Below are 21,526 nucleotides of genomic sequence, written 5' to 3' on the forward strand. Positions count from 1 at the left end.
GGCGCCCGGCCGGCACGCCGGGCGCCGCGACCGCACACCTCACGCCGGCGAGGTGGCCGTCCGGGCGAGGTGCCGGGTGAGGAAGCGGGCCGCGCTGTCGGCCTCGGACCTGGGGAAGTCGAAGTGCTTGCCCGCGTTGGCGTGCAGTGTCTTCTCCGTCGAGGCGAAGGCGTCGAAGAGTGCGAGGGCGGCCTCGCGTGGGATGCGCTCGTCGTCCCACTGCATGGCGAACTCGACCGGGACGGTGATCCGCCGCGCCTTCTCGACCAGGGCGTCGGGCCACATCAGCCCGAAGACCCCGGCCGTGATCCTGGGCTCGGCCGCCACCAGCGGCACGCCGAGCGCGGTGCCCATGGCGATGCCGAAGTAGCCCACCGGCCCGTCGGCGCCGATCTCCGGCAGCTCCTGGAGGGCGTCCAGCGCCGCCTGCCACTCGGGTACGGCGAGCTCGGCCAGGCGGGCGTTGTAGCGGACGACGACCGGGCCCTCCGGCTCGCCCGCCGCCTGCGCCGCGCGCAGTTCGGCGATGTCCGCCTCGTCCTGCGCGCTGCGCGGCCGGCCGCCGTGACCGGGTGCGTCGAGGACGGCGACGTGGAAGCCGCAGCCGGCCGCCAGGAGCCGCGCCCGGCCCGCCATGGAGGGGTGCTTCTTGTGGGCGCCGCCGCCGTGGCCCATCAGGACCAGGGGTGCGCGACCGCTGCCGGTGGCAGGGGAGGCGGGTGACCAGAGCACGCCGGGGACGCCGCCCACGGTGAAGTCGCGTTCGGTCATGCCGTCCGCCGTGGACTCTGCGGTGAAGTGAAGGGGCTGGGAAGTAGGCATCGGTGTGGCCTTTCGGGAGTTGCCTGCTCATCGCGGCGCTCCCGGCGACACCCTGCGTCAGTCGCCGGCCGTGAACCCCAAGGGGAGCACCCATATCGGTACTGCGGTCATGGGTCTCACCTCCTCGGGCGGTGTCACGGTCGACTGCAAGCTACAAGCCCGGGCCTCGTCCCGTCCAACCCTTTTTCCCGGCCACGTGATCACGGCTCCACGCGTCCCGGTGCCAAGCGGCCGTACGCATTCCTACAAGACCGCCGCTTCCGCGCCCGGACAGGATGGGCTTCCGAAGGACCCCTACAAGGAGGTTTCATGCTGAAACGCCTGAAAGCGGGAACCATGAAGAAGCGTCTGCTCGCGGTGCCCTTCGCCGTCGCGGCCGCCCTGGCGGTGTGCGTCGCCCCGGCCGCGTCCGCCGCCACCGGCGCGGGCGGCACGGGCGCCGGCCAGGCGGGCTTCTCGGCGCAGGCCCGGGACCTGGGGCTGAGCGGTGCCCAGGCCAGGAGCCTGCAGGACCGGGTCGACGACTACCTCGCCAAGACCCCCGGGGCGAGCCAGGTGGCCGTCAACAAGATCGCCCTGCCCGGCGGCGAACTGCTGCTCCCCCTGCCCGGGGAGGAGCGGGCCCGCGACCTCGCCGCCAAGGGCGACTCCCCCGCCCTGTCCTCGGGCTGCCCGTACACCTACGTGTGCGCGTACAGCGGCACGAACTTCACGGGCGAGGAACTGCGCCTGTTCACCTGCAACTACCCGGTCCGCATCTACTGGACCGGGACCGGATCGTGGATCAACAACCAGCGGTCCACGCTGTACGCCAGGTTCTACGGCGCCGACGGCAACGTCGGCTGGACCTCGCCCGGCGGCTACAGCGAGGACCGCGCGGCCCCCTGGGGCTGGGTCTACTGGCTCAGCCCCTGCTAGAACGGCCGCGCCGGAGTGGGAAGTCGGCCAGGCCGACTTCCCACTCGCTACCACACCGGCGACCGGAGCACGCCGATTACTGTGCAATTCGAGTGCCGACGGCGATCGGATCGCTACGTTCCACTCATGGATTTCAACAGCATTGCGAACTCGTTCGTCGGGCACTACTACACGACCTTCGACGGCGGCATCGCCACTCGCAACAACCTGGCGAGCCTCTACCGCCCCGAGTCGATGCTCACCTGGGAGGGCAAGCAGGTCCAGGGGCAGGCGGGCATCATCGAGACGATCAGCAGGCCCGAACTCGCCGTCGTCAAGCACAGCGTCACCTCCTCCGACGCCCAGCCCGCCCCGGGCGGCGGCGTCCTGGTCACGGTGACCGGCAACCTCGCCATCGACAACGCCTTCGACAAGCCGATGCTCTTCACCGAGACCTTCAACCTGCAGCCGATCCCCGGCCAGCCGGGCGGCTTCTTCGTCTACAACCAGGTCTTCCGCCTCGTCTTCGCCTGATACGGCGGCCCGCTCCGGTGCTGCGACTGCGTGAACTGGCCGACGGCGACGCCGAGTCGGTTCGCCGCATCCATGCCGACGGGTCCGCCACGGATGTGTGGTTCGGCGCGATGACCGGCGTCCAGGCCCTCGCCTACGTCCGCGAGGCCGCCACGGACCCCGGGCTCCTCGTTCGCGGCATCGAGGTGGGCGGGGACCTGCTCGGCGTCGTCCGGCTCCGGCTCGACCCCGGCCGCGGCACCGGCCGGCTCAGCTACGTCGTGCGCGAGGACGCCCGGGGCCGCGGCCACGCCACCGCCGCCGTACGGCAGTTCCTCACCGGCGACGGGCTGCCCGCCCGGGTGCTCGCCGTCCACCGGGAGGCCAACCCCGCCTCCGGCCGGGTCCTCGCCAAGGCCGGATTCACCCCCACCTGCACGAGCGCCGGCCTCGTCCACCACGAACGCGCGCGCCGCTGAACGGCGCTCTGGAGTAGGAAGTCGGCCGGGCCGACTTCCTACTCCTCCCCCGCCCCGCCGGGACGGCGGCGTCGGCCCCGACCCGCCTCCGGCCTTGGCCACCAGGGGGATCGGAGCGCGGAGCAGCGGGCGGGACGCCGTGGCAGCGCCTCGTCGCGGGACCGGAGCGGGACGGAACCGGATGACGGACCCTCGCGCTCACCGGCGCGAGGGTCCGTCCGGGCCAGGGGCCTACGCGGTCGCCGGTCAGTCGGCCAGGGAGCCCCGGTACTCGACGGGACCCTCGCCCGGGAACTGGGCCGTGCCCCGGAAGCTGTTGCCGTCGTCGAAGAAGGTGACGTTGCCCGCCCCCGCGTCGGGGCTGGTCCAGGTGACCGTGGTCCCCGTCGAGGGAGTGCCGTCACCGACGGCCTGCCCACGGTTGGCGATATTGAGGGTGAGGGGCTCGTCCGCCTGCCAGCCCCCGCCGCCCGTGTAGATCTCCGTGTTGTACGTGGCCATGCTCGTCTCCTTCCCGGTCGCCGCACCGGCCGGTCGGCCGGTCGCGGCAACGGCTGTCGGAAAGGGCGCCCCCATGACGCCCGCCCGTTCAACGCCCGTGGTGGGGAAAGGACACCGGCCGGCCTCCCGATCCGGACCCGGTGCGGCCCGCGTCATCCGGGTTCGGAACGTGACGGCCCGGACGGCGGTCAGAAGAGGCCCGCGCGCATGTGCCGGTCGAGGTTCTCCAGGATCTCCCGCAGCCACGGGCTGCGGACGGCAGGCAGCCGGGCCAGGGTGTGCCGGAACACGCCCGCGTCGGCCCGGAAGGGGTAACGGGCGCGCGGAGCGGGCGGGTCGTCGCGCAGGACGCCGTCGGGCATGCCGCCCGACGCGGGGACGGGCAGGTGCGGCTCGGGGAAGGCCAGCCACCGCCACACCCCGACCGGCAGCGGCACCGGGTACGCGTGGGAGGCCTGAGCGGGCGGGGCCCAGACTTCTCCCGTCCGGGGGTGGGTCGGCACGAGGAGGATGTCGGCCCCGCTGGCGGGGGCGGGCAGTCCCGGTCCGGCCAGGACGGCGCGGCGCGGCGACGGGCCCGCCGGCAGCAGGGCGTCGAGGGCGCGTTGGAACACCTCCGCGGCCGGGCCGTGCGGGACGGTCACCGGACGGCGTTCCGAGGCCGCCAGCAGGTGGGCGAGGGCCCGGCCTGCCGCGGCCTCCCACTGCGGGCTCCACGACCAGAAGTGGCCCGACCCCAGCCGCGGGCCGCCCCACGTGGCGATCGGCTCGAACGGGGGCGTGCCCTTCCCCTCCGCCACCGCCTCCGTCCAGGACAGCGGCGCGACGGGCTCTCCGTCGACGGGGAGGCGACGCACGGCGTCCGGCGCGAGCCACACCGCCTGCCAGAGCGAGCAGTCGTCGACCCGGCTCGCCACCGGCCGACCGCAGGCCGCACAGGCCGTGTTGGGGCCGTCGGCACCGTCGAGGCCGCAGCAGGAGCCGCCGCGCCCCTCCGGGATCAGCAGGGTGTTGCGCGCGTCCCCCGGGGCGATGACGACCGCGCCGGGCGGGCCGTCGGACAGGGCGGGGACCGGCGCGTGGATGCCGCGGGCGGCCGCCTCGTCGGGACGGACCTCCTCCCACCGCCGCCAAGGCGGCCCCCAGGGCTCCGGGTCCACGGCGAACGTGCCGGGTTCCATCAGCACGGGGAGTTGGAGCCCGTTTCCGTACTTCTGGTGGGCGTGGACGGGCAGGGCGACTCGGAACAGTGCGGTGGTCAGCTCGGCCCCGCACCCCGCGCACACAAAAACGAACAACTCTCCTCCGTCTGGGAAACGGAGGCATCCTCGCAGCTCAGGGGCGGCCGACCAAGCGGGTTTCCGGACCGGCCCCGTTCGTCACCGGGAGCGGCCCGGCCGCTCCGGGTGCCGAACGGCCCGGGCTGTCCGGGCCGTTCGGCATCGAGCCACGGGGCACCGTTCATCCGGCACGTGCGCAAGGCGGTCGGGTCCTGAGCCGCCCGGCGGTGCCCGGGACCGGGTCAGGCCTTCCAGGCGCCCCAGTAGACATTGGCGTTGTCGCCGGCGCCGGTGTCGTGGGTGGTGCGGAAGAAGCCCCGGGTGGTGCCGTCGTCGTCGTAGCCGTTGCTGCCGACGTAGGGGTTGTTCCAGTGCAGCCTGACGGCCGCGCCGTTGCGCCAGCCCTCCTCGCAGTTGGACGCCTGGAACGTCACCGAGCCCTCGGTGCCGGTCATGAAGCCGTTGCTCTCCGACTGGAAGACGGCGTCCCCGGTGTTGCCCAGCGACTGCGGCGGCTCCTGGCCCTGGGTCCAGATGCCGTGGGACAGCGAGTAGTCGGTCCGGTTGAGCGTGCAGCCGGTGCCGTTGTGCAGGTGGACCGTGGTGCTGCGGGCGGCCGAGAGGGCGGCCTGGGCGGGGGCCGGGGCGGCCTGGGCGGTGCCGGTGGCGATGGTGCCGAGCCCGATGGCGGTCACCGCGGCCAGCGCGGCGGTACGTGCGGAGATACGCATGGTCTCCCTCGATTCCGTGGGTCGTGGGTGGGGTGCGCGGGCTGTGTTCCGCGCCGTGGTGAACGATCCGGCCGGCCGGTCAACGAACGGTGGACGACGCGGTGAACGCCGTGACATGTGCGGTTCATCGTTTGTCGACGCGCATGGTGTTCGCGCACCCGGGATGCCGCGCGCCCGCCTTGCCGCAGCACGCGGGGCGGGGCGGCCCGGCCCGGCCCGGTAGTTGACGACGGCGCTCGCGTGCGGCCAGGAACTCGCAGCGGTCGTCGGCTCAGGAGGGCACGGCGTCGCCCCGTTCGTGGGCCTCGGCCAGTTCCCAGGTCCGTAGGAAGGGCCACCGCGCGAGGAGTTCGGCGAGCCGGGCCCCCGCCTGCCAGGTGGCCACCGCCCCGGCGGCCTCGGCGAGGTCGCCGGTGCTGCCGGTGGCCAGGTGGACTCCGCCCGCCCAGCAGCTGACGTCGAAGCCGCGCTCCCTCGCCGTCATCCCGACCCGTGTCAACCGGTCCCCGGTGGTCACCCGCGCCGCCGTCCGGCACCGGCCCGGCTCGGCGGCCGGCTCGCCCCCGAGCCGGAGCCCCGCCCGATCGGCGTGTGCCCGAAGGGCGTTCAGCAGCGACCCGGCCCGCGCCATGTCGGGGTAGTGGGCCGCGTAGGGGCGCAGGGCGTCGCCCTCGTCCGCTGCCGGGACGGGGGTCTGTTCGGGCATGCGGTCGAGTCTGCCAGGCCTCGGCGCCGCTTTCCGGTGCTCACGGACGAGTGAACGGACAGCCGCGGGTGATCGTGCGGTTCGGCGGCAGCGTGTACGTCCCCTGACCGCGCCGCCCCGGGGATGACGCGCAGTGGGAAGTCGGCCGGGCCGGCTTCCCACTCACGCGGGGTCTGAAATGCCCTCGCCGCGGTCGCCCGGCAGGCCGAACAGCGGCAGGCAGGGCGCCAGTCCGTCGACGGTGACGGGGACCTCGCGCCGCGCCTGCCAGCGCTCCCGGGTGAGCCTCAGCCGCCGCTCCGTCACGCCGCGCCCGCGGACCAGGTGGCGGTCGACGCCGTCGGGTTCGTAGCCGTGCTTGCGCGACACGGCGTACGAGGAGGGGTTGTCCTCGAAGGCGCCCGACACCGCCTCCGTCGCGCCCAGGCCCGCGAAGGCCAGGTGCAGGACGGCGGCGCGCATCTCGGTGCCGATGCCCTGCCGCTGGTGCCGCGCGCCGAGCCAGGAGCCGGTGGAGGCCTGCCGCAGGACGGCGAAGTCGCGGGCGGCGACGGTCTGCAGGCCGACGACCCGGCCGTTCTCGAAGACGGCCAGGTTCAGCGCCCAGTCGTCCGGGGACCAGTTGCCCCGGCGCAGCCAGTGGTGCTGGACCACCGAGCGGGCGCGCTGGGCCGGGGGGAGGTCGGTCCACGGGACGATGAAGGGCATCCGGTCCGGTTCGTGGACGCCTTGGGCGGCGAGGTCGGCCAGGGCGGCGAGTTCGTCGTCGGCGGGCAGGCGCAGTTCGAGGCGAGGGGTGCGCAGGCGCAGGCCCAGCAGCGGCCAGTGGTCGGTCAGCATGCGCCATTGTCGGGGGCGGTGGCGGCCGCGGTCATCCGGATTTCCGCGTTCCGACCTCCGGGCTCTCCCGGCCCTGCCCCGGCGCGCCGCGCGCAGTGGGAAGTCGGCCGGGCCGACTTCCCACTCCCGACCGCTCCCCGCCCGCTCGTCCGCCCTACTCGACGACCTCGGCCTTCACCAGGACCACGTCCTCCTTGGGGACGTCCTGGTGGCCGGCCCTGGAGCCCGTGGCGACGGCCCTGATGGCGTCCACGACCTCCTGGCCCTCGACCACCTCGCCGAAGACGGCGTAGCCCCAGCCCTGGGGGTTCTTGCCGCTGTGGTTGAGGAAGTCGTTGTCGGCGACGTTGATGAAGAACTGGGCGGTGGCCGAGTGCGGGTCCCCCGTGCGGGCCATCGCCACCGAGTACTTGACGTTCTTCAGGCCGTTGTCGGCCTCGTTCTCGATGGGCGCGCGGGTCTCCTTCCGCTTCAGTCCGGGCTCCATCCCGCCGCCCTGGACCATGAAGTTGTCGATGACCCGGTGGAAGACCGTCCCGTCGTAGAAGCCGTCCGTGACGTACCGGAGGAAGTTCTCCACCGTCGCCGGGGCCTTCTCCGCGTCGAGGCGCAGGACGATGTCGCCGTGGTTGGTACTCAGTTTGACCTTCGACATGATGACCTCACTGTCTGCATGGTGGCGGCTACGAGAACGCTCACCGCGCATTGTGGCAGGAGGGGCGGCCGGGGCTGCTGAGGTTCCCGTCGTGGCGCCGGGACGCGGGAAGTCGGCCGGGCCGACTTCCCGCTCCGGGCACTTGCGGGAGAACGACCCCCGCCCGCACTGTGAGTGGGCGATCGACTACGTCCCGTCAGGAAGTGTGCGATGTCCCCTCTCTCCCTTGTCCGCGGCCGCGTGACGGCCGTGGTGTGCGTGCCGCTCCTCGCCCTCGCGGCCCTGATCGCGCTCTGCGCCCCGGCACAGGCAGCCCCGGCACAGGCGACCCCGACGCGGGCGACCCCGACGCAGGCGACCCCCGCGCAGGCGACCCCCGCGCAGGCGAGCGCGAACCGGGCGGCGTCCGGCCCGGTGGCGGCGGAGGGCCGCCGGGCCCTGGTCAACTTCGGCACCGTGAAGTGGTTCAACGCCGAGAAGGGGTTCGGCTTCATCACGCCGGACATCCCCGGCCCGGACGTCTTCGTCCACTACTCGAGCATCATCGGGGGCGGGTTCCGGACCCTGACGGAGGGCGAGCGGGTGGAGTTCCAGATCGAACAGGGACCCAAGGGGCCGCAGGCCGTGAACGTCATCCCGCTCTGAGCGCACAACCCGCCACGCCGCCCGCCCGGGGCCTCAGTTGGCGAGGCTGAAGTCGCCGCCCACCGGTGCGGCGATCTTGTCGATGCCGGTGAGCGCGGTGAGGGTGGGCACCGGGGTGCAGCTGTCGGTGGTGGTGCCGTCGCCGAGCTGGCCGGAGCCGTTGCTGCCCCAGGAGTGCACGGTGCTGGTGCCGGACAGCGCCACGGTGTGCTCCCGGCCGGCGGCCACCAGGCGGACGTCCGTCAGGCCGGGGACGGTGACGGGCAGGACGCGGAAGACGGTGGTGCCGTCGCCGAGTTGGCCGGCGGTGTTCTGGCCCCAGGCCTTGAGGCGGCTGTCGTCGTCGACCACGGCCATGCTGTGGTTGCAGCCGGCCGCGATCTGCGAGACGCCGCCCGACCAGGTCGGCCGGGTGGCGACCGGGGTGAAGCGGTTGATGGTGGTGTTGTCGCCGAGCTGGCCGGTGGCGTTGTAGCCCCAGGCCTTCACCGAGGCGCCGGCGCCCGGCTTGCCGACCAGGACGAGGTTGTGGCCGGCCCCGGCGGCGATCCGGCTCACGCCGGTCAGGCCGCTGACCGGTGCCGGGAGGCCGCGGCTCGACGAAGTCCCGTCGCCCAGCTGGCCGTTGCCGTTGTATCCCCAGGCCCACACGGTGCCGTCCTCGCGCAGCGCCAGGCTGTGGTGGAGGCCGGCGGCGATGGCGACGACCTTGTGCAGGCCCTCGACCCGGACCGGGACGCCGCTGTCGGAGTTCGTCCCGTTGCCGAGCTGGCCGTGGGTGTTCTGCCCCCAGGCCACCACGGTGCCGTCGGCGAGCAGGGCGAGGCTGTGCGCGCCGCCGGCCGCGATGTCGGTGGCGTCGGAGACGTCGACCACCTGGCCGGGGGCGTTGTGGCTGAACACGGTGCCGTCGCCGAGCTGGCCCGAGCCGTTGACGCCCCAGGACTGCACCGTACGGTCCGTCAGCAGGGCCAGCCCGTACCCGAGGCTCGCACCGGCGCCGCCGGCGGCGATCTTCACCACCTCGGCGCTGGTGAGCCCGAGGACGGTGGTGGCCGTGGTGCGGAGGTCGGCCCAGGTGCCGTCCCCGAGCTGGCCGGAGCGGTTGTTGCCCCAGGACTTCAGGCGCTTCTCTGCCATGCGACGATGCCTCTTAACTGATGTGACAATAAGTCAAATCGTCGACACGTCAGGACGGTTGACGAGTCCGCGATCATGGCCCGACGCTACCCACGCGCCCGCCGCCCGCACCGGAAGCCGCCACGCGGCCACCCGAACGGGTGATGGACCCCCGCAGCCGGGCACCGGCCGCGACCCCGCACGCATTCCACACACCCCTGCCGTTGTGTATACGGCCCGTCACCCCTAGTGTCGGCGGTCTCCGCGCGCGGGGCAGCGCGCGGAGACCGTCACGCCTTGAGGAGGGCAAGCCCGTGGCCGACACCTTCGTGCCCATGGAGCCGACCGCGTACGTCACGCGACGGAACCTGGCCGGCGCCAAGGAACTCCCCGACGCCCCGGCCGACTTCGAGAACGCCCAGCGCGGCCTGCTCGCCGCCCCGCCCTACCGGGCCCTGCCGTCCCTGGACGGCGAGGAGGCGGTCTGGCACTTCCACGCCTTCGACTTCCACACCTCCGACACCCCCGCCGACGCCGGCTCCCCGGTGGCGGCGGCGCTGCGCCGCCAGGGCCGGCTCGCCGTCCCCTCGGGCCTGTTCCGGGTCGCCGACGGCCTCTACCAGGTGCGCGGCTTCGACCTCGCCAACCTGACCGTCGTCACCGGCCCCCGCGCCCTGCTGGTGATCGACCCGCTCGGCTCGTACGAGACGGCCCGCGCCGCTCTGGCCCTGTACCGCTCCACCACCGGGGACACCCGTCCGGTGCGGGCCGTGGTCCACACCCAGAGCGGGGTGGACCACTTCGGCGGCGTGCGCGGGCTGTTCACCGGATCCCGCGCCGGCCTGCCCGCCGGACCGCCCGCCGACCTCGCGGTGTACGCGCCCGACGGGTTCCTCGCCGACGCGGTGCTGCGCCAGGTCACCGAGGGCGCCCGGCAGGCCCGCCTGGTCGACTACGCCTACGGCACCCGGCTCGGCATCGGCCCGCTCGCCCTGGCCGGCTCCGACCTCGGCCGCACCGTCTCCACCGGCCGGCCGGACTTCCTCGCCCCCACCGACACCGTCGGCGGCCCGCTGTCCGCCCCGACGCCCCGGGCCCACTGGCCCGCCTGGACCGGGATCCCCTGGCAGGAGGGCCTGTACGCGGTCGAGGCCGCCGGGGTGCGGATGGTCCTGCGGCCCGCGGGCGGGCACGCCTCCCCCGCCGAACTGAACCTCTACCTGCCCGCGCACCGCGCCGTGTACCTGGCCGGCGCCGGACTGCTCGGCGCCCCCGGCCCGGCCCGCGCCGAACTGCTGGACGCCACCGCCGCCGCCTTCGGCACCCCGGCCGAGGTCGGACTCGGCGCGTACGGGCACCCGGTGTGGGGCGCCCCGTACGTGTCCGCGTGGCTGGCCGCCCACCGCGCCGCCGCCGGCGCCCTGCCCGACGCGGGCGCCGTCGCCCCGCTGCTCGCCGCCCCCGGCCATCTGGACACCCCCTCCCGCACCGTGCGCGAGGTGTGGGCGCGCCTGACCTGCACCGCCCTGGGCGCCGCCCGGCCGGCCGTCACCGCCCGGGCACAGCTCGCGGCCGCGGACGGCGCGCACCGGGACGGCACGGAACGGTACGGCTCCGAACAGGACGGCGCGCGGCGGGCGGTGGACGCGGCGCAGCGCGCGTACGACGGCGGGGGCGGCGGGGGCGCGGTGCCGGACTACGCGCGGGCGGTGCTGCTGCTGGACCCGGTGGTCGGCGCCTGCGCGATCCCGTCGGCCGTCCCGGCGCCGGTGGAGCGGCGGGCGCGGGCGCTGCAGTCGGCGGCGCTCACCCAGCTCGGCTACCTCGCCGCGCACGGGCGGCTGCGCAACGCGCTGCTGACGGCGGCCCGTGACGTCCTCGGCCCCGGCACGGTGGCGCCCCGCTTCGCGGCGACGGTCCACGACCTGGCGGTGTGCGCGGACCCGCTCGCGATCTGAGGCACGCGCGCGGGGCCGGACGCGCCCGTCCGCCCGCCCTCCGGTGTTCGGGCCGGAGGGCGGGCGGACGGACGGGGGTGGCGCGAGGTCAGTCCAGGGCCAGGAAGCTGCCGACGTTCTCGTCCGGCCGGAACTCGCCCGGCCCCAGGGGGTTGAGGATTCTCGTCTGACAGTTGCCGTCGGGGAAGAGCAGGATGGTGCCGCCGGTCCGGTTGGCGATGGCGGTGTCGGCGCCGAGGCCGGGGTAGCACTGGCCGCCCTGCGGGTCCCGGACCTGCTGGAAGTTGCTGCCGTTCTCCATGATCACGACGCCGGGCCGCCGCCGAGGCGGCCGAGTCGTACGGGCCGGCACCCGGACGGCCGGGCCGGCTCCCAGCTCCGGATCGTTCAGGAGCCGGACGCCACCTGGGCGTTGACGTCCTTGAGGAACTCGGCGACGGGACGCCCGAGCAGCTCCGCGCTGTCGACGGAGACGCCGTAACGGTTCTCCACGTCGGCGAGGACGCCCAGCACGCCGAGCGAGTCGACGCCGAGGTCGAGGAACATGCGGCCCGGTTCGGCGAGTTCCTCGGCGGTGACCTGGACGCCGGCGCGGGTCCTGACCAGGGTGGCGAGTTCCTCGTAGGTGATCTCGGCGGCCATCGGGCCCTCCTCGGGGTGCGTGGGGCGGCAGGGCCGGAGGGTGGCGGATCGCTCAACGGGAGGCCCTGTGGGCGCAGTTGTACGTGGTCGAAAGGCGTCCGGTCCAGCTCGTTCACTCGTACGCGTGAGGCCTTCACGGGGATGGTCGGAACGGCCCGCCCCGGCCCGCCCCCGCGGCCCCGACCGCGCCGCCGGGCACCTCCTCGCCCCGCTGACCGGGCCGCTGGAGCACCGGCCGGACGCGGACGTGCGGGAGGTCGTCGCCGAGGCGGTGGACGTCTTCCCGCACGCCTACGGCACCCGAGCCCCGGGGCCGGGGCACCCGGGCGGCGGGCGCGTCCGCCCGTGCCGCGCCGCCTGGACGACGGGGCGCCGCGCGGCCGGGCGTGGTTCGCTGGAGGGGCGGGCGCCGAGCGCGCGCCCGCCCCCGCTGCGAAGCACCTCGTTCTCCGAAGGGCCGTGGTCATGATCTCCTCCTCCCTCGCGGGCAGGGTCGCGCTGGTGACCGGCGCGACGAGCGGCATCGGCGCGGCCACCGCGACCGCGCTGGCCGAGCAGGGCGCGCACGTGCTGGTCGCGGGCCGGGACGCGGCGCGCGGCGAGGCGGTGGTGGCCGCGATCCGGGCGGGCGGCGGCAGGGCCGACTTCGTCGCCGCCGAGCTGCGCGACGTCGCCGCGGTGCGGCGCCTCGCCCGTACGGCCACCGCGCTGGGCGGCGGCCGGGTGGACATCCTGGTCAACAACGCCGGCGTCTACCCGTTCGGGCCGACCGAGGAGACGACCGAGGAGGAGTTCGACGCCGTCTACGCGCTCAACGTGCGGGCGCCCTACTTCCTGGTGGCCGAGCTGGCCCCGGCGATGGCCGCGCGCGGCGCCGGGGCGATCGTCAACATCAGCACCCAGGCCGCCTCGCACGGCGCGCCGGGCATGTCCCTGTACGGCTCCAGCAAGGCGGCGGTCAACCTGCTGACCCGCACCTGGGCGGCCGAGTACGGGCCGCGCGGCGTGCGGGTCAACGCCGTCGGCGCGGGGCCCACCCGTACCGAGGGCACGGCGGTCATGGGCGAGGGCCTCAGCGACATGGCGGCCGAGGCGCCGGCGGGCCGGCCCGCCGAGGCCGAGGAGATCGCCGCCGCGGTCGTCTTCCTGGCCGGCGACGCGGCGGGCTTCGTCCACGGCGCCCTCCTGCCGGTGGACGGCGGGCGCACCGCGGTCTGAACACCCCCCGGCCTCAGGCCCGCGCCGGGCCTGAGGCCCCGGGTCCTGGCCCTGGCCCGTCAGGCGATGCGGTGGGCCAGGCCCGGGTACTCGGCGACCAGGCCGTCCGCGTCCAGCAGCAGGTCCGCCCGGTAGTCGCCGGAGGCGTAGCGGACGGTGGCGCGGCCGTCCTCGTGGCGGCGCAGGTGGGTGTAGGTCTGGCGGGAGGGCACGACGACCAGCTCGGGCACGCGGATCCAGGCCATCAGGAAGTGGTGCTCGCCGGGGCCCAGGTGGAGGGCGTGGCGCAGCACGGGCGGGGTGTTGGTGAGCGGGGACAGGCCGAGGTCGCAGTCGAGGGCGCCGTCGAGGTCGGGCCGGGGGGTGCCGTCGACGGTCCAGTGGCCGGTGGTCTCGTCGCGGCGCAGGTCGAGGGTGCGGGTGGTGTCGGGGGTGCGGGCGGTGACGTGCATGCGGCGGGTGGTGAAGCCGTCGCCGGTGTCGAGCCGGTAGTCGAGCCAGTACGGGGCGGGCTCGGCGGCGGCGGCGCGGCCGTGGGCGGTCAGGGAGGTGGGGCCGAGGTCGATCCAGGAGGTCTCCAGGCCGGCGGTCTCGGTGACCCGCCAGGTGGGTGCGGCGGTGCGGGTGGCGGCGTGTTCGGCGGGGCGTTCGGCGGGGCGGTTCGGGTCGGGGGCGGTGCTGCTGTTCATTCGTGCACGGTACTGCCGGGTGCCGACAGCGGGCCCGACGGGCCGTCAACACGGGGGGCTCCTTCGTTCGGGTGAGGGTGGGGGCGGGGCGTGCCTCGTGCGGGGCGGGGCGGGGCGTGCGGTGGCGGCGAGCGCCGTCCCGGGCTCTCCATAATCGCGTGGGTGATCACATCCTGTGACGAAGCGGTGGCCCGGCTGCGGGCCCTGCCCGGACTGTCGTGCTGTGCCCGGCCCCTGAACGTGCTGCCGCTGCTGCGCACCGGCTGCCTGTCCGCGGTGGTGAGCGTGGAGGGCCCGGACACGGGCTGGGCGGGCGAGTTCGGGGCCTCCTTCCACGCGCTGGAACCGGAGCGGGGGGTGCGCGACCACACCCCGGCGGGGGCCGGGGTCCACACGGTGCTCCGCGCGCTCGCCGGCACCCTGGACGAGGACGGGGGCGCGGACGGGGGCGCGGGCGCGGCGGGTGGCGGCTGGCGGGGCCGGGAGCTGGCGCTGCTGCCCTACTCGGCGATGAAACCCGAGTGGCGCACGGCACTCGGCGCGCTCGGCACCCGCCTGCTGGAGCCGCCCTCGCTCGTGGCCCTGCCGATGCTGAGCGACAAGCGGGCGCAGCGCGCGTGGCTGCGGTCGGTGGGGGCCGCGACCCCGGCGGACGCGGTGGTCCCGGCGCTCGACCACCGGGAGCTGCGCCGCCGCTTCGGCTCCCCCTACGTGGTGCAGACGCCGGTGGGCTCCAGCGGCAAGGGCACCCACCTGGTCGTCGACGAGGCGGACCTGCAGCCGATCCGCCAAGTCGGCGGCGGGCCCTGGCTGGTGAGCGGCTACGTCGAGGGCGTCGCGCTCAACGTGCACGTGCTGGTGTCGGCGGACAGCACGGTGCGGGTGCTGCGCCCGTCCGTCCAGCTGACCCGTATCGAGGGTGTCGGCGCGCCCTTCGGCGCCTACTCCGGCTGCGACTTCGCGGCCCCCGCCCTGCTGGCGCCGCTCGCCCTGGCCCGGGCCGCCGCCGCGGCGCGGCGCGTCGGCGAGGCGCTGGCCGCGCTCGGCTACCGGGGCCTGTTCGGCGCCGACTTCGTCCTGGACGGCGAGCGCCCGCTGCTGCTGGAGCTCAACTGCCGTATGCAGGGCTCGACCTGGCTGCTGGGCGAGCTGGAGCTGGCGGAGCGCGCGCTGCCGTCCGCGCTGCGGCACGTGCTGGAGCTCTACGGCCACGCCACCGGCGGCGAGCCGCGTACGGACGCGGCGGGCGCCGTGCAGCTGGTGGTGCGGCACACCGGCGCCCCGGTGCGGGTGGCGGCGGCGCCCGCCGGCGGCCTGCACCGGCTCAAGGACGGGCGGCTGCGGTACTGCGGTGCCGGGTTCGGCCTGCTGGAGTGCGGGCCCGACGACTGCGTGCTGCTGCAACTCCCCTCCCCCGGCATGGTGTTGCACCCGGGTGTGCCGCTCGCCCGGATCGTCGCCCGGCATCCGCTGACCACCCCCGACGGCACCGCGCTCACCGCGCCGGGACGCAAGCTGCTGGACGCGCTGCGCGCGGGCTTCGTCCTCGAACCCCTCGAACCGTACGGCCTGCCCGGGCCTTCCGGCCCCGCCGCCGTCCCCTCCGCCTCCGCGGGTCCCTCCGCCTCCGCCCCGCGAGCGCCGTGGTGAACCCGCGCCCCGACCCGCGGTCCGACCCGCTGTACGTCCGCACCGCGGTGCCCGCCGACCTGCCCCGGCTGGCCGCCCTGCGCGCGGAGGCCGCCGCGTGGATCGCCCTGGAGCACGGCTCGGCCCAGTGGTCGGACCCGTACGACGCCCAGCGCGGCCTGGCGCTGATCGCCCTCGGCCTGACCGTGGTCGCCGCGCTGTCGCCGCACGGCGAGGCCGTCGCCACCCTCACGCTGCGCCCCACCGGCAGCCCCCGGCTGTGGACCGGCGAGGAACTCGCCCGCCCGGCCCGCTACGTGAGCTCCTTCACGGTGGACCGCCGGTACGCCGGGCACGGCATCGGCACCCGCCTGGGCGACTGGGCCTCCTGGCGCGCCGCGCGGGCGGGCGCCGCCCTGCTGCGGGCGAACGTGTGGAGCGACAACGCCGCCCTGCACGCCTACTACCGCGCACGGGGCTGGCGTTGGGTGCGCACCGCGGCCGGCAGCCGCAGCGGCGCCCTGTTCGAGCGCGCCGCGGACGCGGTGGCGCCGCCGCTGGTCCACGAGGCGGGCCGCCTGCGGGCGTGACCCCCCGACGTCCGGACGGCGCGGGCCCTCTCGACGGGGCCCGCGCCCCGGGCGCATCCTCGTGTCCCGGTGCGCGTCGGCGCGGCGTGCGGCCACGCGCCGACGCCGCACCCGGCCCGACGCCGAAGCCGCACCGTTGCCGCACCGAGTGGAGGAACTACCGTGGAACGTCTCGTACTTGACCCGACCGGCCGCGCCCGCGACACCGAGACCGCCGAGCTGTTCGCGAGCGGCCCGGCCGTGCCCGTCGACATCCTGGGCGTACGGGCCTGGTCGGTGTCCGACCCGGTGCTGCTGGAGGAACTGCTCACGGACCCCCGGGTCTCCAAGGACGGCCTGCTGCACTGGCCGGACTTCGACCGGGCGGTGCGGACCTGGCCGCTGGCGCTGTGGATCAGCGTGCGCAACATGTTCAACGCGCACGGCGCCGACCACCGGCGGCTGCGCCGGCTGGTGAGCAGCGCGTTCACGCCCCGCCGGGTCGCCACCATGACCGCCCGCGTCGAGGAGCTGACCGACGCCCTGCTGGACGACCTGGCCCGCACCGCGCCGGGCGAGGTGGTGGACCTGCGCGCGCGCCTGGCCTACCCGCTGCCGATCCGGGTCATCTCCCAGCTGCTGGGCCTGCCGGAGGAGGTGACGGACGGCTTCCGCGGCATCGTCGACAAGGTCTTCTCCACCGCCCTCACCCCCGAGGAGTCCGCCGCCAACGGGGCGGCGTTCCAGGCCCTGCTGGAGGAGCTGATCGCCGCCAAGCGCCGCGAGCCGGGCGAGGACATGACCTCGGCGCTGATCGCCGCCCGCGACGACGACGCCGACGGGGCTGACGGAGAGAGCGGCGGAGGCGGTCCGGCCGCGCTGAGCGAGGAGGAGCTGCGCGACACCCTGCTGCTGATCGTCTCGGCCGGCTACGAGACCACCGTCAACCTGATCGACAACGGCATCGCGGACCTGCTCACCCACCCCGACCAGCTCGCCCTGGTGCGCGCGGGCAAGGCCGACTGGGACGACGTGGTCGAGGAGGCGCTGCGCCGCGACGCGCCGCTCGCGCACCTGCCGCTGCGCTTCGCGGTGGAGGACATCACCCTGCCCGGCGGGGTGACGGTGCGCCGCGGCGAGGCGATCCTGCCCGCCTACGCGGCCGCCGGGCGCCACCCGGTGCGCTACGGGGACAGCGGCGCCGTCTTCGACGTCACCCGGCCGGTCAAGTCCCACCTCGCCTTCGGCCACGGCGTGCACTTCTGCCTGGGCGCGCCGCTGGCCCGCCTGGAGGGGCGCACCGCGCTCAGCCGGCTGTTCGAGCGCTTCCCCGACCTCGCGTTCGCCCCGGGCGCGCGGCTGGAGCCGGTCGACTCGCTGATCTCCAACGGGCACCGCGCGCTGCCGGTGTTGCTCGGCGAGCCGGCGCCGAAGGCCCCCTGAGGCTCCTCCCCGCCCCGGGCCGGTCAGTCGGTCAGTCGGTCAGCACGGTGTCAGCGCGCCCGGACAGCACGGCCGACGTGTGGGCCGTGGGCGACAGCGGGCCGGCCGTCCACTGGGGCGGGCAGGGCCGGACCCGCAGCACGGTGCCCGGCACCGCCGGCGGCGCGTTCTCCGGCTACGCCGTGGCCGGGGCCGGGGCCGGGAACGCCGTCTGGGCGGTGGGCCGGGTCCTCCTGGGCGGTGGCCCCCGCCCCGTTCGCCTTCACCCAACCGGGCGTGTTCACCACCGGCCCGGACGGCACCACCTGGCTCTTCGGCTACGGCGCCCCGGACGCCAGGACCGGGGCGGACCCCTTCACCGCGCGGCTGCCCGCGAGCTGACGCCCCGCACGCCGCCACCGGGCCGCGCCCGCGCCCGCGCCCGCCCGGGTGGCGCAGCGGGGCGGGCCGGGGGCGGGCGGGCGTGCTAGCAATGGCCGAGGGGGTCGGGGGGTGTCCCCGCGCAGCCCGCCCGACCCCGGAGGCCGTCTTGTCGCACCACCTCAGCGGACCGAACCTGCGCTCACCCGAGGGTGACGCGCGCCTGGACCTGACCGACCTGTTCGCCTTCGCCGCGCCGGAGCCGGGCCGGACGGTGCTGATCATGAACGTCAACCCGGTCGCGCCGTCCGACGGACAGGCCTTCCACCCGCAGGCGGTGTACCGGATCGACATCGACACCGACGGGGACCGGCGGGCCGACCTCGCGTACAGCTTCACCTTCTCCGAGCCGCGGGACGGGGCGCAGACCATGACGGTGCGGCGGGCCGCCGGCGAGGGGGCGCGCGGGCTGGAGGCGGTCGGCGAGGTGCTGGTGGCGGACGCGCCGGTGAGCTTCACGGGCACGCCCGCGGTGGTGGAGGCGGGGGCGCACCGGGTCAGCGCGGGGCTGCGCAGCGACCCGTTCTTCGCGGACCTGGACGGGATCGTGAAGGACTTCCAGTGGACGGGGGTGGACTGGGGCGCGGACAAGAACGTGTTCGGGATCGTGCTGGAGGCGCCGGACGCACAGTTCGGGCCGGCGCCGGAGATCGGGGTGTGGGCGCGGGTGAGCGTGCGCAAGGACGGGCACCTGGTGTCGGTGGACCGCGGTGCGCACCCGTCGCTGACGGCGTACTTCAACGAGGAGGACGCCAAGGAGGCGTACAACGCCGGGGATCCGGTGGACGACTGGGAGAACTACCGGGAGCCGTGGACGGCGAAGCTGCAGCACTTCGGCGGGTACACCACGGACGCGGCCGAGGCCCAGCTGCGGATCGTCCTGCCGGACATCCTGCGCTACGACCGCGCCCGCCCGGCCGGCTACCCGAACGGTCGCACGCTGAGCGACGACGTCACCTCGGCGCGGCTGACAATGCTCACCGACGGCAAGGTGCCCGGCGACCACATCGGCCCGCACACCGACCTGCTGCCCGCCTTCCCGTACCTGGGCCACCCGCACTGAGCCCGCCGGGCCCCCGGCGACCCCGCTGCGGACGCGCCCGCCGCCCCGCCGCGGGCGCCCCGTAGGGTGGCGGCATGTCCCTTCCCGTGGAGCTGGTGGTCTTCGACTGCGACGGTGTGCTGCTCGACAGTGAGCGGCTGGCCGTGCGGGTGGACGAGCGGGTGGTCGCGGAGGTGGGGTGGCCGCTGTCGCAGGAGGAGATCGTCGAGCGGTTCCTGGGCCGTTCGCACGCGTTCATGACCGCCGAGATCGAGGCGCACGCGAGCGTGCCGCTGGAGCCGGGCTGGGACAAGCGCTTCCAGCACCTGTACGACGAGGTGTTCGCCGCCGAACTCGCCCCCGTGGAGGGGGTGGTGGCGGCGCTGGCGGCCCTGGAGCGGGCCGGGGTGGCGGACTGCGTGGCGTCCTCCAGCAGCCATGCGCGGCTGCGCTCCACGCTCGGGCGGACCGGGCTGCTGCCGCGTTTCGCCGGGCGGGTCTTCAGCTCCGAGGACGTGGAGCGCGGCAAGCCCGCCCCGGACCTGTTCCTGCACGCGGCCGCCACGATGGGCGTCGAGCCGGCGGCGTGCCTGGTGGTCGAGGACAGCAAGTACGGGGTGGCGGCGGCGCGGGCGGCGGGGATGCGGTCGCTCGGCTTCCACGGCGGCCTGACGCCCGAGGCGTGGCTGGCGGGGCCCGGCACCCGGACCTTCGCGGACATGCGGGAGCTGCCGGCGCTGGTCGCCGGGGCGGCCTCGCTCCCGCTGCCGTAGCTCCGTGGCGGGCCCCGGTTCCTGCTCCGAGTCCGACTGCGGCTGCGGCTGCGGCTGCGGCTGCGGCTGCGGGGGCAAGGAGGCGCGCCCCTGTCAGATGTCAGGGACCGCCGCGGGCACCGGATTCCTAGGCTGACGGGCACCGGACGCAACGGTCGTCCGTCCTCGTACCAGCCAAGGGAGAACCACCCATGCGCAGGATCACCCGTACCGTCGCCGCCCTGGCCCTGGCCGCCGCCGCCCTGACCACCGTGGAGGCCGGCGGCGCCGGCGCCGCGGACGGGGCGTGGGCGGGCTGCCCGTCGGGCGCGGTCTGCGTCTACCCGCAGGACCAGGACCCGGCGGTCAGCCCCAGCGACGTCTACTGGAGCTACGGCGCGCACAACCTGAGCGGCCAGTACGGCATGCACTGGGTGCTCAACAACCAGACCGGCGGCGCGCACGCCCGCCTGTGCCGCGGTTCGGGCGGCGCCGACTGCGTCTACGACCTCTCCTCGCCGAAGGGCGTCTACTACGACCTGGGGCCGATCAACTCGATCACCCTCGACCGTCCCTGACGGTCACTCAGTTCCCATCAGGCAGTGCCCGCCGCGCGAGGGGAGCGGCGGGCACTGCCGCGTCGCGCGCCCCCGCCCCCCGAGGCGTGTTCACGAACATAACGAGTAGTGGTGGATTCCCGGCAGTCTGGTTTTACTTATTGACGTCATGTACGCGCCCAGGTTTAACTCCCCCCACCCCGCCGCGAAGCCGCGGCGACCCCCAGGGAGAGGTATCCGATGAACGCCGCACTGCGCCGCGCCCTCGTCTCCGCCGTGGGCCTCGTCCTGACCCTGTCCATGACCGCCGCCTGCGGCAAGGCCGCCGGCGCCAAGAGCGACTCCTCCTCCGCCGCCGGCGACCCGAACGCCATCGGCCTGCTGCTGCCCGAGAACGCCTCCTCCGTGCGCTACGAATCCTTCGACCGCCCGTACATCGAGGCCAAGGTCAAGGCCCTGTGCGCGCAGTGCAAGGTGCTGTACAACAACGCCGAGGGCAGCGCCGCCAAGCAGAAGCAGCAGTTCGACACCCTGCTCGCCCAGGGCGTCAAGGTGATCGTCCTGGACCCGTACAACGCCAAGTCCACCCAGGACTGGGTCCAGGAGGCCGCCGCCAAGGGCGTCAAGGTCATCGCCTACGACCGCCTGGCCGCCGGCCCGATCGCCGCGTACACCTCCTTCGACAACGAGAAGGTCGGCGAACTCCAGGGCCGGGCCCTGCTGGACGCGCTCGGCGCGCAGGCCGCCGACGCCGACATCGTCATGATCGACGGCGACGAGGCCGACCCGAACGCCGCGGACTTCAAGACCGGCGCGCACAAGGTCCTCGACGGCAAGGTCAAGAAGGTCGTCTACGAGCAGTCCGGGCAGTGGGACCCCGTCGTCGCCGGACAGAAGATCTCCGCCGCCGTCACCGAGTTCGGCAAGAACGGCTTCCAGGCCGTCTACTCCGCCAACGACGGCATGGCCGCCGCCATCATCACCCAGCTCAAGGGCGCCGGCATCAAGGTCCCCGTCGGCGGCCAGGACGCCTCCCTGGACGCCATCCAGCGCATCGTGGCCGGCGACCAGGCGTACACCATCTACAAGGCCTACCGCCCGCAGGCCGAGGCCGCCGCCGAACTGGCCGTCGCCCTGCTGCAGGGCAAGGACGTGAAGACCATCGCCACCGCGAGCGTCGACAGCGCCACCGCCAAGAACATCCCGACCAAACTGCTGGACGCCAAGATCGTCACCAAGGACACCATCGCCTCCACCGTCCTGGCCGACGGCACCTACAAGGCCTCCGACATCTGCACCGCCGACTACGCCGCCGCGTGCGCCGCCGCCGGGCTCAAGTAGCCCGGCCCCCGGCGGCCGGGACCAAAGCGGCCAGCCTCAAATAGCCCGCCCCGCACCAGCATCCTTCGACCAGGTCTT

25 protein-coding genes are annotated in these 21,526 nt (G+C 74.9%); 14 read left to right on the forward strand and 11 right to left on the reverse strand.

The features are described from left to right. Positions 1–39: 39 nt before the first annotated feature. Positions 40–771: an alpha/beta hydrolase gene (locus ACWDCZ_RS22795; RefSeq protein ID WP_449816827.1), complete on the reverse strand. Its 732-nt coding sequence runs from the start codon at positions 769–771 to the stop codon at positions 40–42. A 360-nt stretch (positions 772–1,131) separates the two neighbouring features. Between ACWDCZ_RS22795 and ACWDCZ_RS22800 the strand changes: the two genes are divergently transcribed. The 3 genes from ACWDCZ_RS22800 to ACWDCZ_RS22810 all read left to right on the forward strand — a co-directional run bounded on the left by ACWDCZ_RS22800 (position 1,132) and on the right by ACWDCZ_RS22810 (position 2,711). Next, positions 1,132–1,740: a peptidase inhibitor family I36 protein gene (locus ACWDCZ_RS22800; RefSeq protein ID WP_380781373.1), complete on the forward strand. Its 609-nt coding sequence runs from the start codon at positions 1,132–1,134 to the stop codon at positions 1,738–1,740. Positions 1,741–1,866: 126 nt separating this feature from the next. Then, positions 1,867–2,253: a nuclear transport factor 2 family protein gene (locus tag ACWDCZ_RS22805; protein ID WP_449816828.1), complete on the forward strand. Its 387-nt coding sequence runs from the start codon at positions 1,867–1,869 to the stop codon at positions 2,251–2,253. 17 nt (positions 2,254–2,270) lie between these two features. Continuing rightward, the gene (locus tag ACWDCZ_RS22810; RefSeq protein WP_449816829.1) at positions 2,271–2,711 is read left to right on the forward strand and encodes a GNAT family N-acetyltransferase; all 441 of its coding nucleotides are present in this window, start codon (positions 2,271–2,273) and stop codon (positions 2,709–2,711) included. Between the two features lie 246 nt (positions 2,712–2,957). On the opposite strand, the gene ACWDCZ_RS22815 is transcribed toward ACWDCZ_RS22810, so the two are convergent. From ACWDCZ_RS22815 to ACWDCZ_RS22840, 6 genes are all read right to left on the reverse strand, one after another. Further along, complete coding sequence (locus ACWDCZ_RS22815) at positions 2,958–3,212, reverse strand: hypothetical protein (protein WP_049650890.1); 255 nt, start codon at positions 3,210–3,212, stop codon at positions 2,958–2,960. A gap of 188 nt (positions 3,213–3,400) precedes the next feature. Then, positions 3,401–4,510 (reverse strand): hypothetical protein, encoded by a 1,110-nt coding sequence (locus tag ACWDCZ_RS22820; protein WP_449816830.1) that lies wholly within the window; start codon positions 4,508–4,510, stop codon positions 3,401–3,403. 224 nt (positions 4,511–4,734) lie between these two features. Beyond that, entirely contained in the window at positions 4,735–5,223 is a 489-nt protein-coding gene (locus ACWDCZ_RS22825; protein WP_049650892.1) for a hypothetical protein, read from the reverse strand. A 271-nt stretch (positions 5,224–5,494) separates the two neighbouring features. Next, positions 5,495–5,929, reverse strand: coding sequence for a hypothetical protein (locus tag ACWDCZ_RS22830; RefSeq protein WP_449816831.1), 435 nt, complete (start codon positions 5,927–5,929; stop codon positions 5,495–5,497). Positions 5,930–6,091: 162 nt separating this feature from the next. Further along, positions 6,092–6,769 (reverse strand): GNAT family N-acetyltransferase, encoded by a 678-nt coding sequence (locus ACWDCZ_RS22835; protein WP_049650894.1) that lies wholly within the window; start codon positions 6,767–6,769, stop codon positions 6,092–6,094. 154 nt (positions 6,770–6,923) lie between these two features. Then, positions 6,924–7,424 carry a peptidylprolyl isomerase gene (locus ACWDCZ_RS22840; RefSeq protein ID WP_049650895.1) on the reverse strand — a complete coding sequence of 167 codons (501 nt, stop codon included), beginning with the start codon at positions 7,422–7,424 and terminating at the stop codon, positions 6,924–6,926. A 438-nt stretch (positions 7,425–7,862) separates the two neighbouring features. On the opposite strand from ACWDCZ_RS22840, the gene ACWDCZ_RS22845 reads away from it, so the two are divergent. Further along, positions 7,863–8,069 (forward strand): cold-shock protein, encoded by a 207-nt coding sequence (locus tag ACWDCZ_RS22845; protein WP_049650901.1) that lies wholly within the window; start codon positions 7,863–7,865, stop codon positions 8,067–8,069. Between the two features lie 33 nt (positions 8,070–8,102). Here the strand turns inward: ACWDCZ_RS22845 and ACWDCZ_RS22850 are convergent, their stop codons facing one another. After that, positions 8,103–9,209, reverse strand: a complete 1,107-nt coding sequence (locus tag ACWDCZ_RS22850; RefSeq protein WP_449816832.1) for an RCC1 domain-containing protein — start codon at positions 9,207–9,209, stop codon at positions 8,103–8,105. A 293-nt stretch (positions 9,210–9,502) separates the two neighbouring features. Here ACWDCZ_RS22850 and ACWDCZ_RS22855 point away from each other — a divergent pair, with 293 nt between their 5' ends. Then, complete coding sequence (locus ACWDCZ_RS22855) at positions 9,503–11,146, forward strand: hypothetical protein (protein ID WP_449816833.1); 1,644 nt, start codon at positions 9,503–9,505, stop codon at positions 11,144–11,146. A gap of 88 nt (positions 11,147–11,234) precedes the next feature. Here ACWDCZ_RS22855 and ACWDCZ_RS22860 read toward each other — a convergent pair whose 3' ends face one another. Beyond that, on the reverse strand, positions 11,235–11,447 hold the full coding sequence (locus tag ACWDCZ_RS22860; protein ID WP_380779898.1) for a hypothetical protein: 213 nt from the start codon (positions 11,445–11,447) through the stop codon (positions 11,235–11,237). An 86-nt stretch (positions 11,448–11,533) separates the two neighbouring features. After that, positions 11,534–11,788, reverse strand: coding sequence for an acyl carrier protein (locus ACWDCZ_RS22865; RefSeq protein ID WP_049661285.1), 255 nt, complete (start codon positions 11,786–11,788; stop codon positions 11,534–11,536). Between the two features lie 124 nt (positions 11,789–11,912). Here ACWDCZ_RS22865 and ACWDCZ_RS22870 point away from each other — a divergent pair, with 124 nt between their 5' ends. Both ACWDCZ_RS22870 and ACWDCZ_RS22875 read left to right on the forward strand, forming a co-directional pair. Then, a complete protein-coding gene (locus ACWDCZ_RS22870; protein ID WP_449816834.1) occupies positions 11,913–12,257 on the forward strand; it encodes a hypothetical protein in 345 nt (114 codons plus the stop codon). Next, positions 12,254–13,006, forward strand: coding sequence for an SDR family NAD(P)-dependent oxidoreductase (locus tag ACWDCZ_RS22875; protein WP_387820891.1), 753 nt, complete (start codon positions 12,254–12,256; stop codon positions 13,004–13,006). The genes ACWDCZ_RS22870 and ACWDCZ_RS22875 overlap by 4 nt, the downstream gene beginning before the upstream one ends. Before the next feature lie 59 nt (positions 13,007–13,065). Here ACWDCZ_RS22875 and ACWDCZ_RS22880 read toward each other — a convergent pair whose 3' ends face one another. After that, a complete protein-coding gene (locus tag ACWDCZ_RS22880; RefSeq protein WP_449816835.1) occupies positions 13,066–13,695 on the reverse strand; it encodes a putative glycolipid-binding domain-containing protein in 630 nt (209 codons plus the stop codon). Positions 13,696–13,857: 162 nt separating this feature from the next. On the opposite strand from ACWDCZ_RS22880, the gene ACWDCZ_RS22885 reads away from it, so the two are divergent. The 7 genes from ACWDCZ_RS22885 (at position 13,858) to ACWDCZ_RS22915 (ending at position 21,448) form a co-directional block, all read left to right on the forward strand. After that, positions 13,858–15,345 (forward strand): ATP-grasp domain-containing protein, encoded by a 1,488-nt coding sequence (locus tag ACWDCZ_RS22885; RefSeq protein ID WP_449816836.1) that lies wholly within the window; start codon positions 13,858–13,860, stop codon positions 15,343–15,345. After that, positions 15,342–15,914 (forward strand): GNAT family N-acetyltransferase, encoded by a 573-nt coding sequence (locus ACWDCZ_RS22890; protein WP_158077667.1) that lies wholly within the window; start codon positions 15,342–15,344, stop codon positions 15,912–15,914. The genes ACWDCZ_RS22885 and ACWDCZ_RS22890 overlap by 4 nt, the downstream gene beginning before the upstream one ends. Positions 15,915–16,076: 162 nt before the next feature. After that, positions 16,077–17,336, forward strand: a complete 1,260-nt coding sequence (locus ACWDCZ_RS22895) for a cytochrome P450 family protein (RefSeq protein WP_449816837.1) — start codon at positions 16,077–16,079, stop codon at positions 17,334–17,336. 529 nt (positions 17,337–17,865) lie between these two features. Further along, complete coding sequence (locus ACWDCZ_RS22900) at positions 17,866–18,819, forward strand: DUF4331 family protein (protein WP_388048893.1); 954 nt, start codon at positions 17,866–17,868, stop codon at positions 18,817–18,819. 74 nt (positions 18,820–18,893) lie between these two features. Further along, a complete protein-coding gene (locus ACWDCZ_RS22905; protein WP_049653676.1) occupies positions 18,894–19,571 on the forward strand; it encodes an HAD family hydrolase in 678 nt (225 codons plus the stop codon). 191 nt (positions 19,572–19,762) lie between these two features. Next, positions 19,763–20,128, forward strand: a complete 366-nt coding sequence (locus ACWDCZ_RS22910; protein ID WP_049653674.1) for a hypothetical protein — start codon at positions 19,763–19,765, stop codon at positions 20,126–20,128. A 219-nt stretch (positions 20,129–20,347) separates the two neighbouring features. Further along, on the forward strand, positions 20,348–21,448 hold the full coding sequence (locus tag ACWDCZ_RS22915) for a substrate-binding domain-containing protein (RefSeq protein WP_049653672.1): 1,101 nt from the start codon (positions 20,348–20,350) through the stop codon (positions 21,446–21,448). Positions 21,449–21,526 lie beyond the last annotated feature (78 nt).

The organism is Kitasatospora sp. NPDC001225, assembly GCF_053597855.1.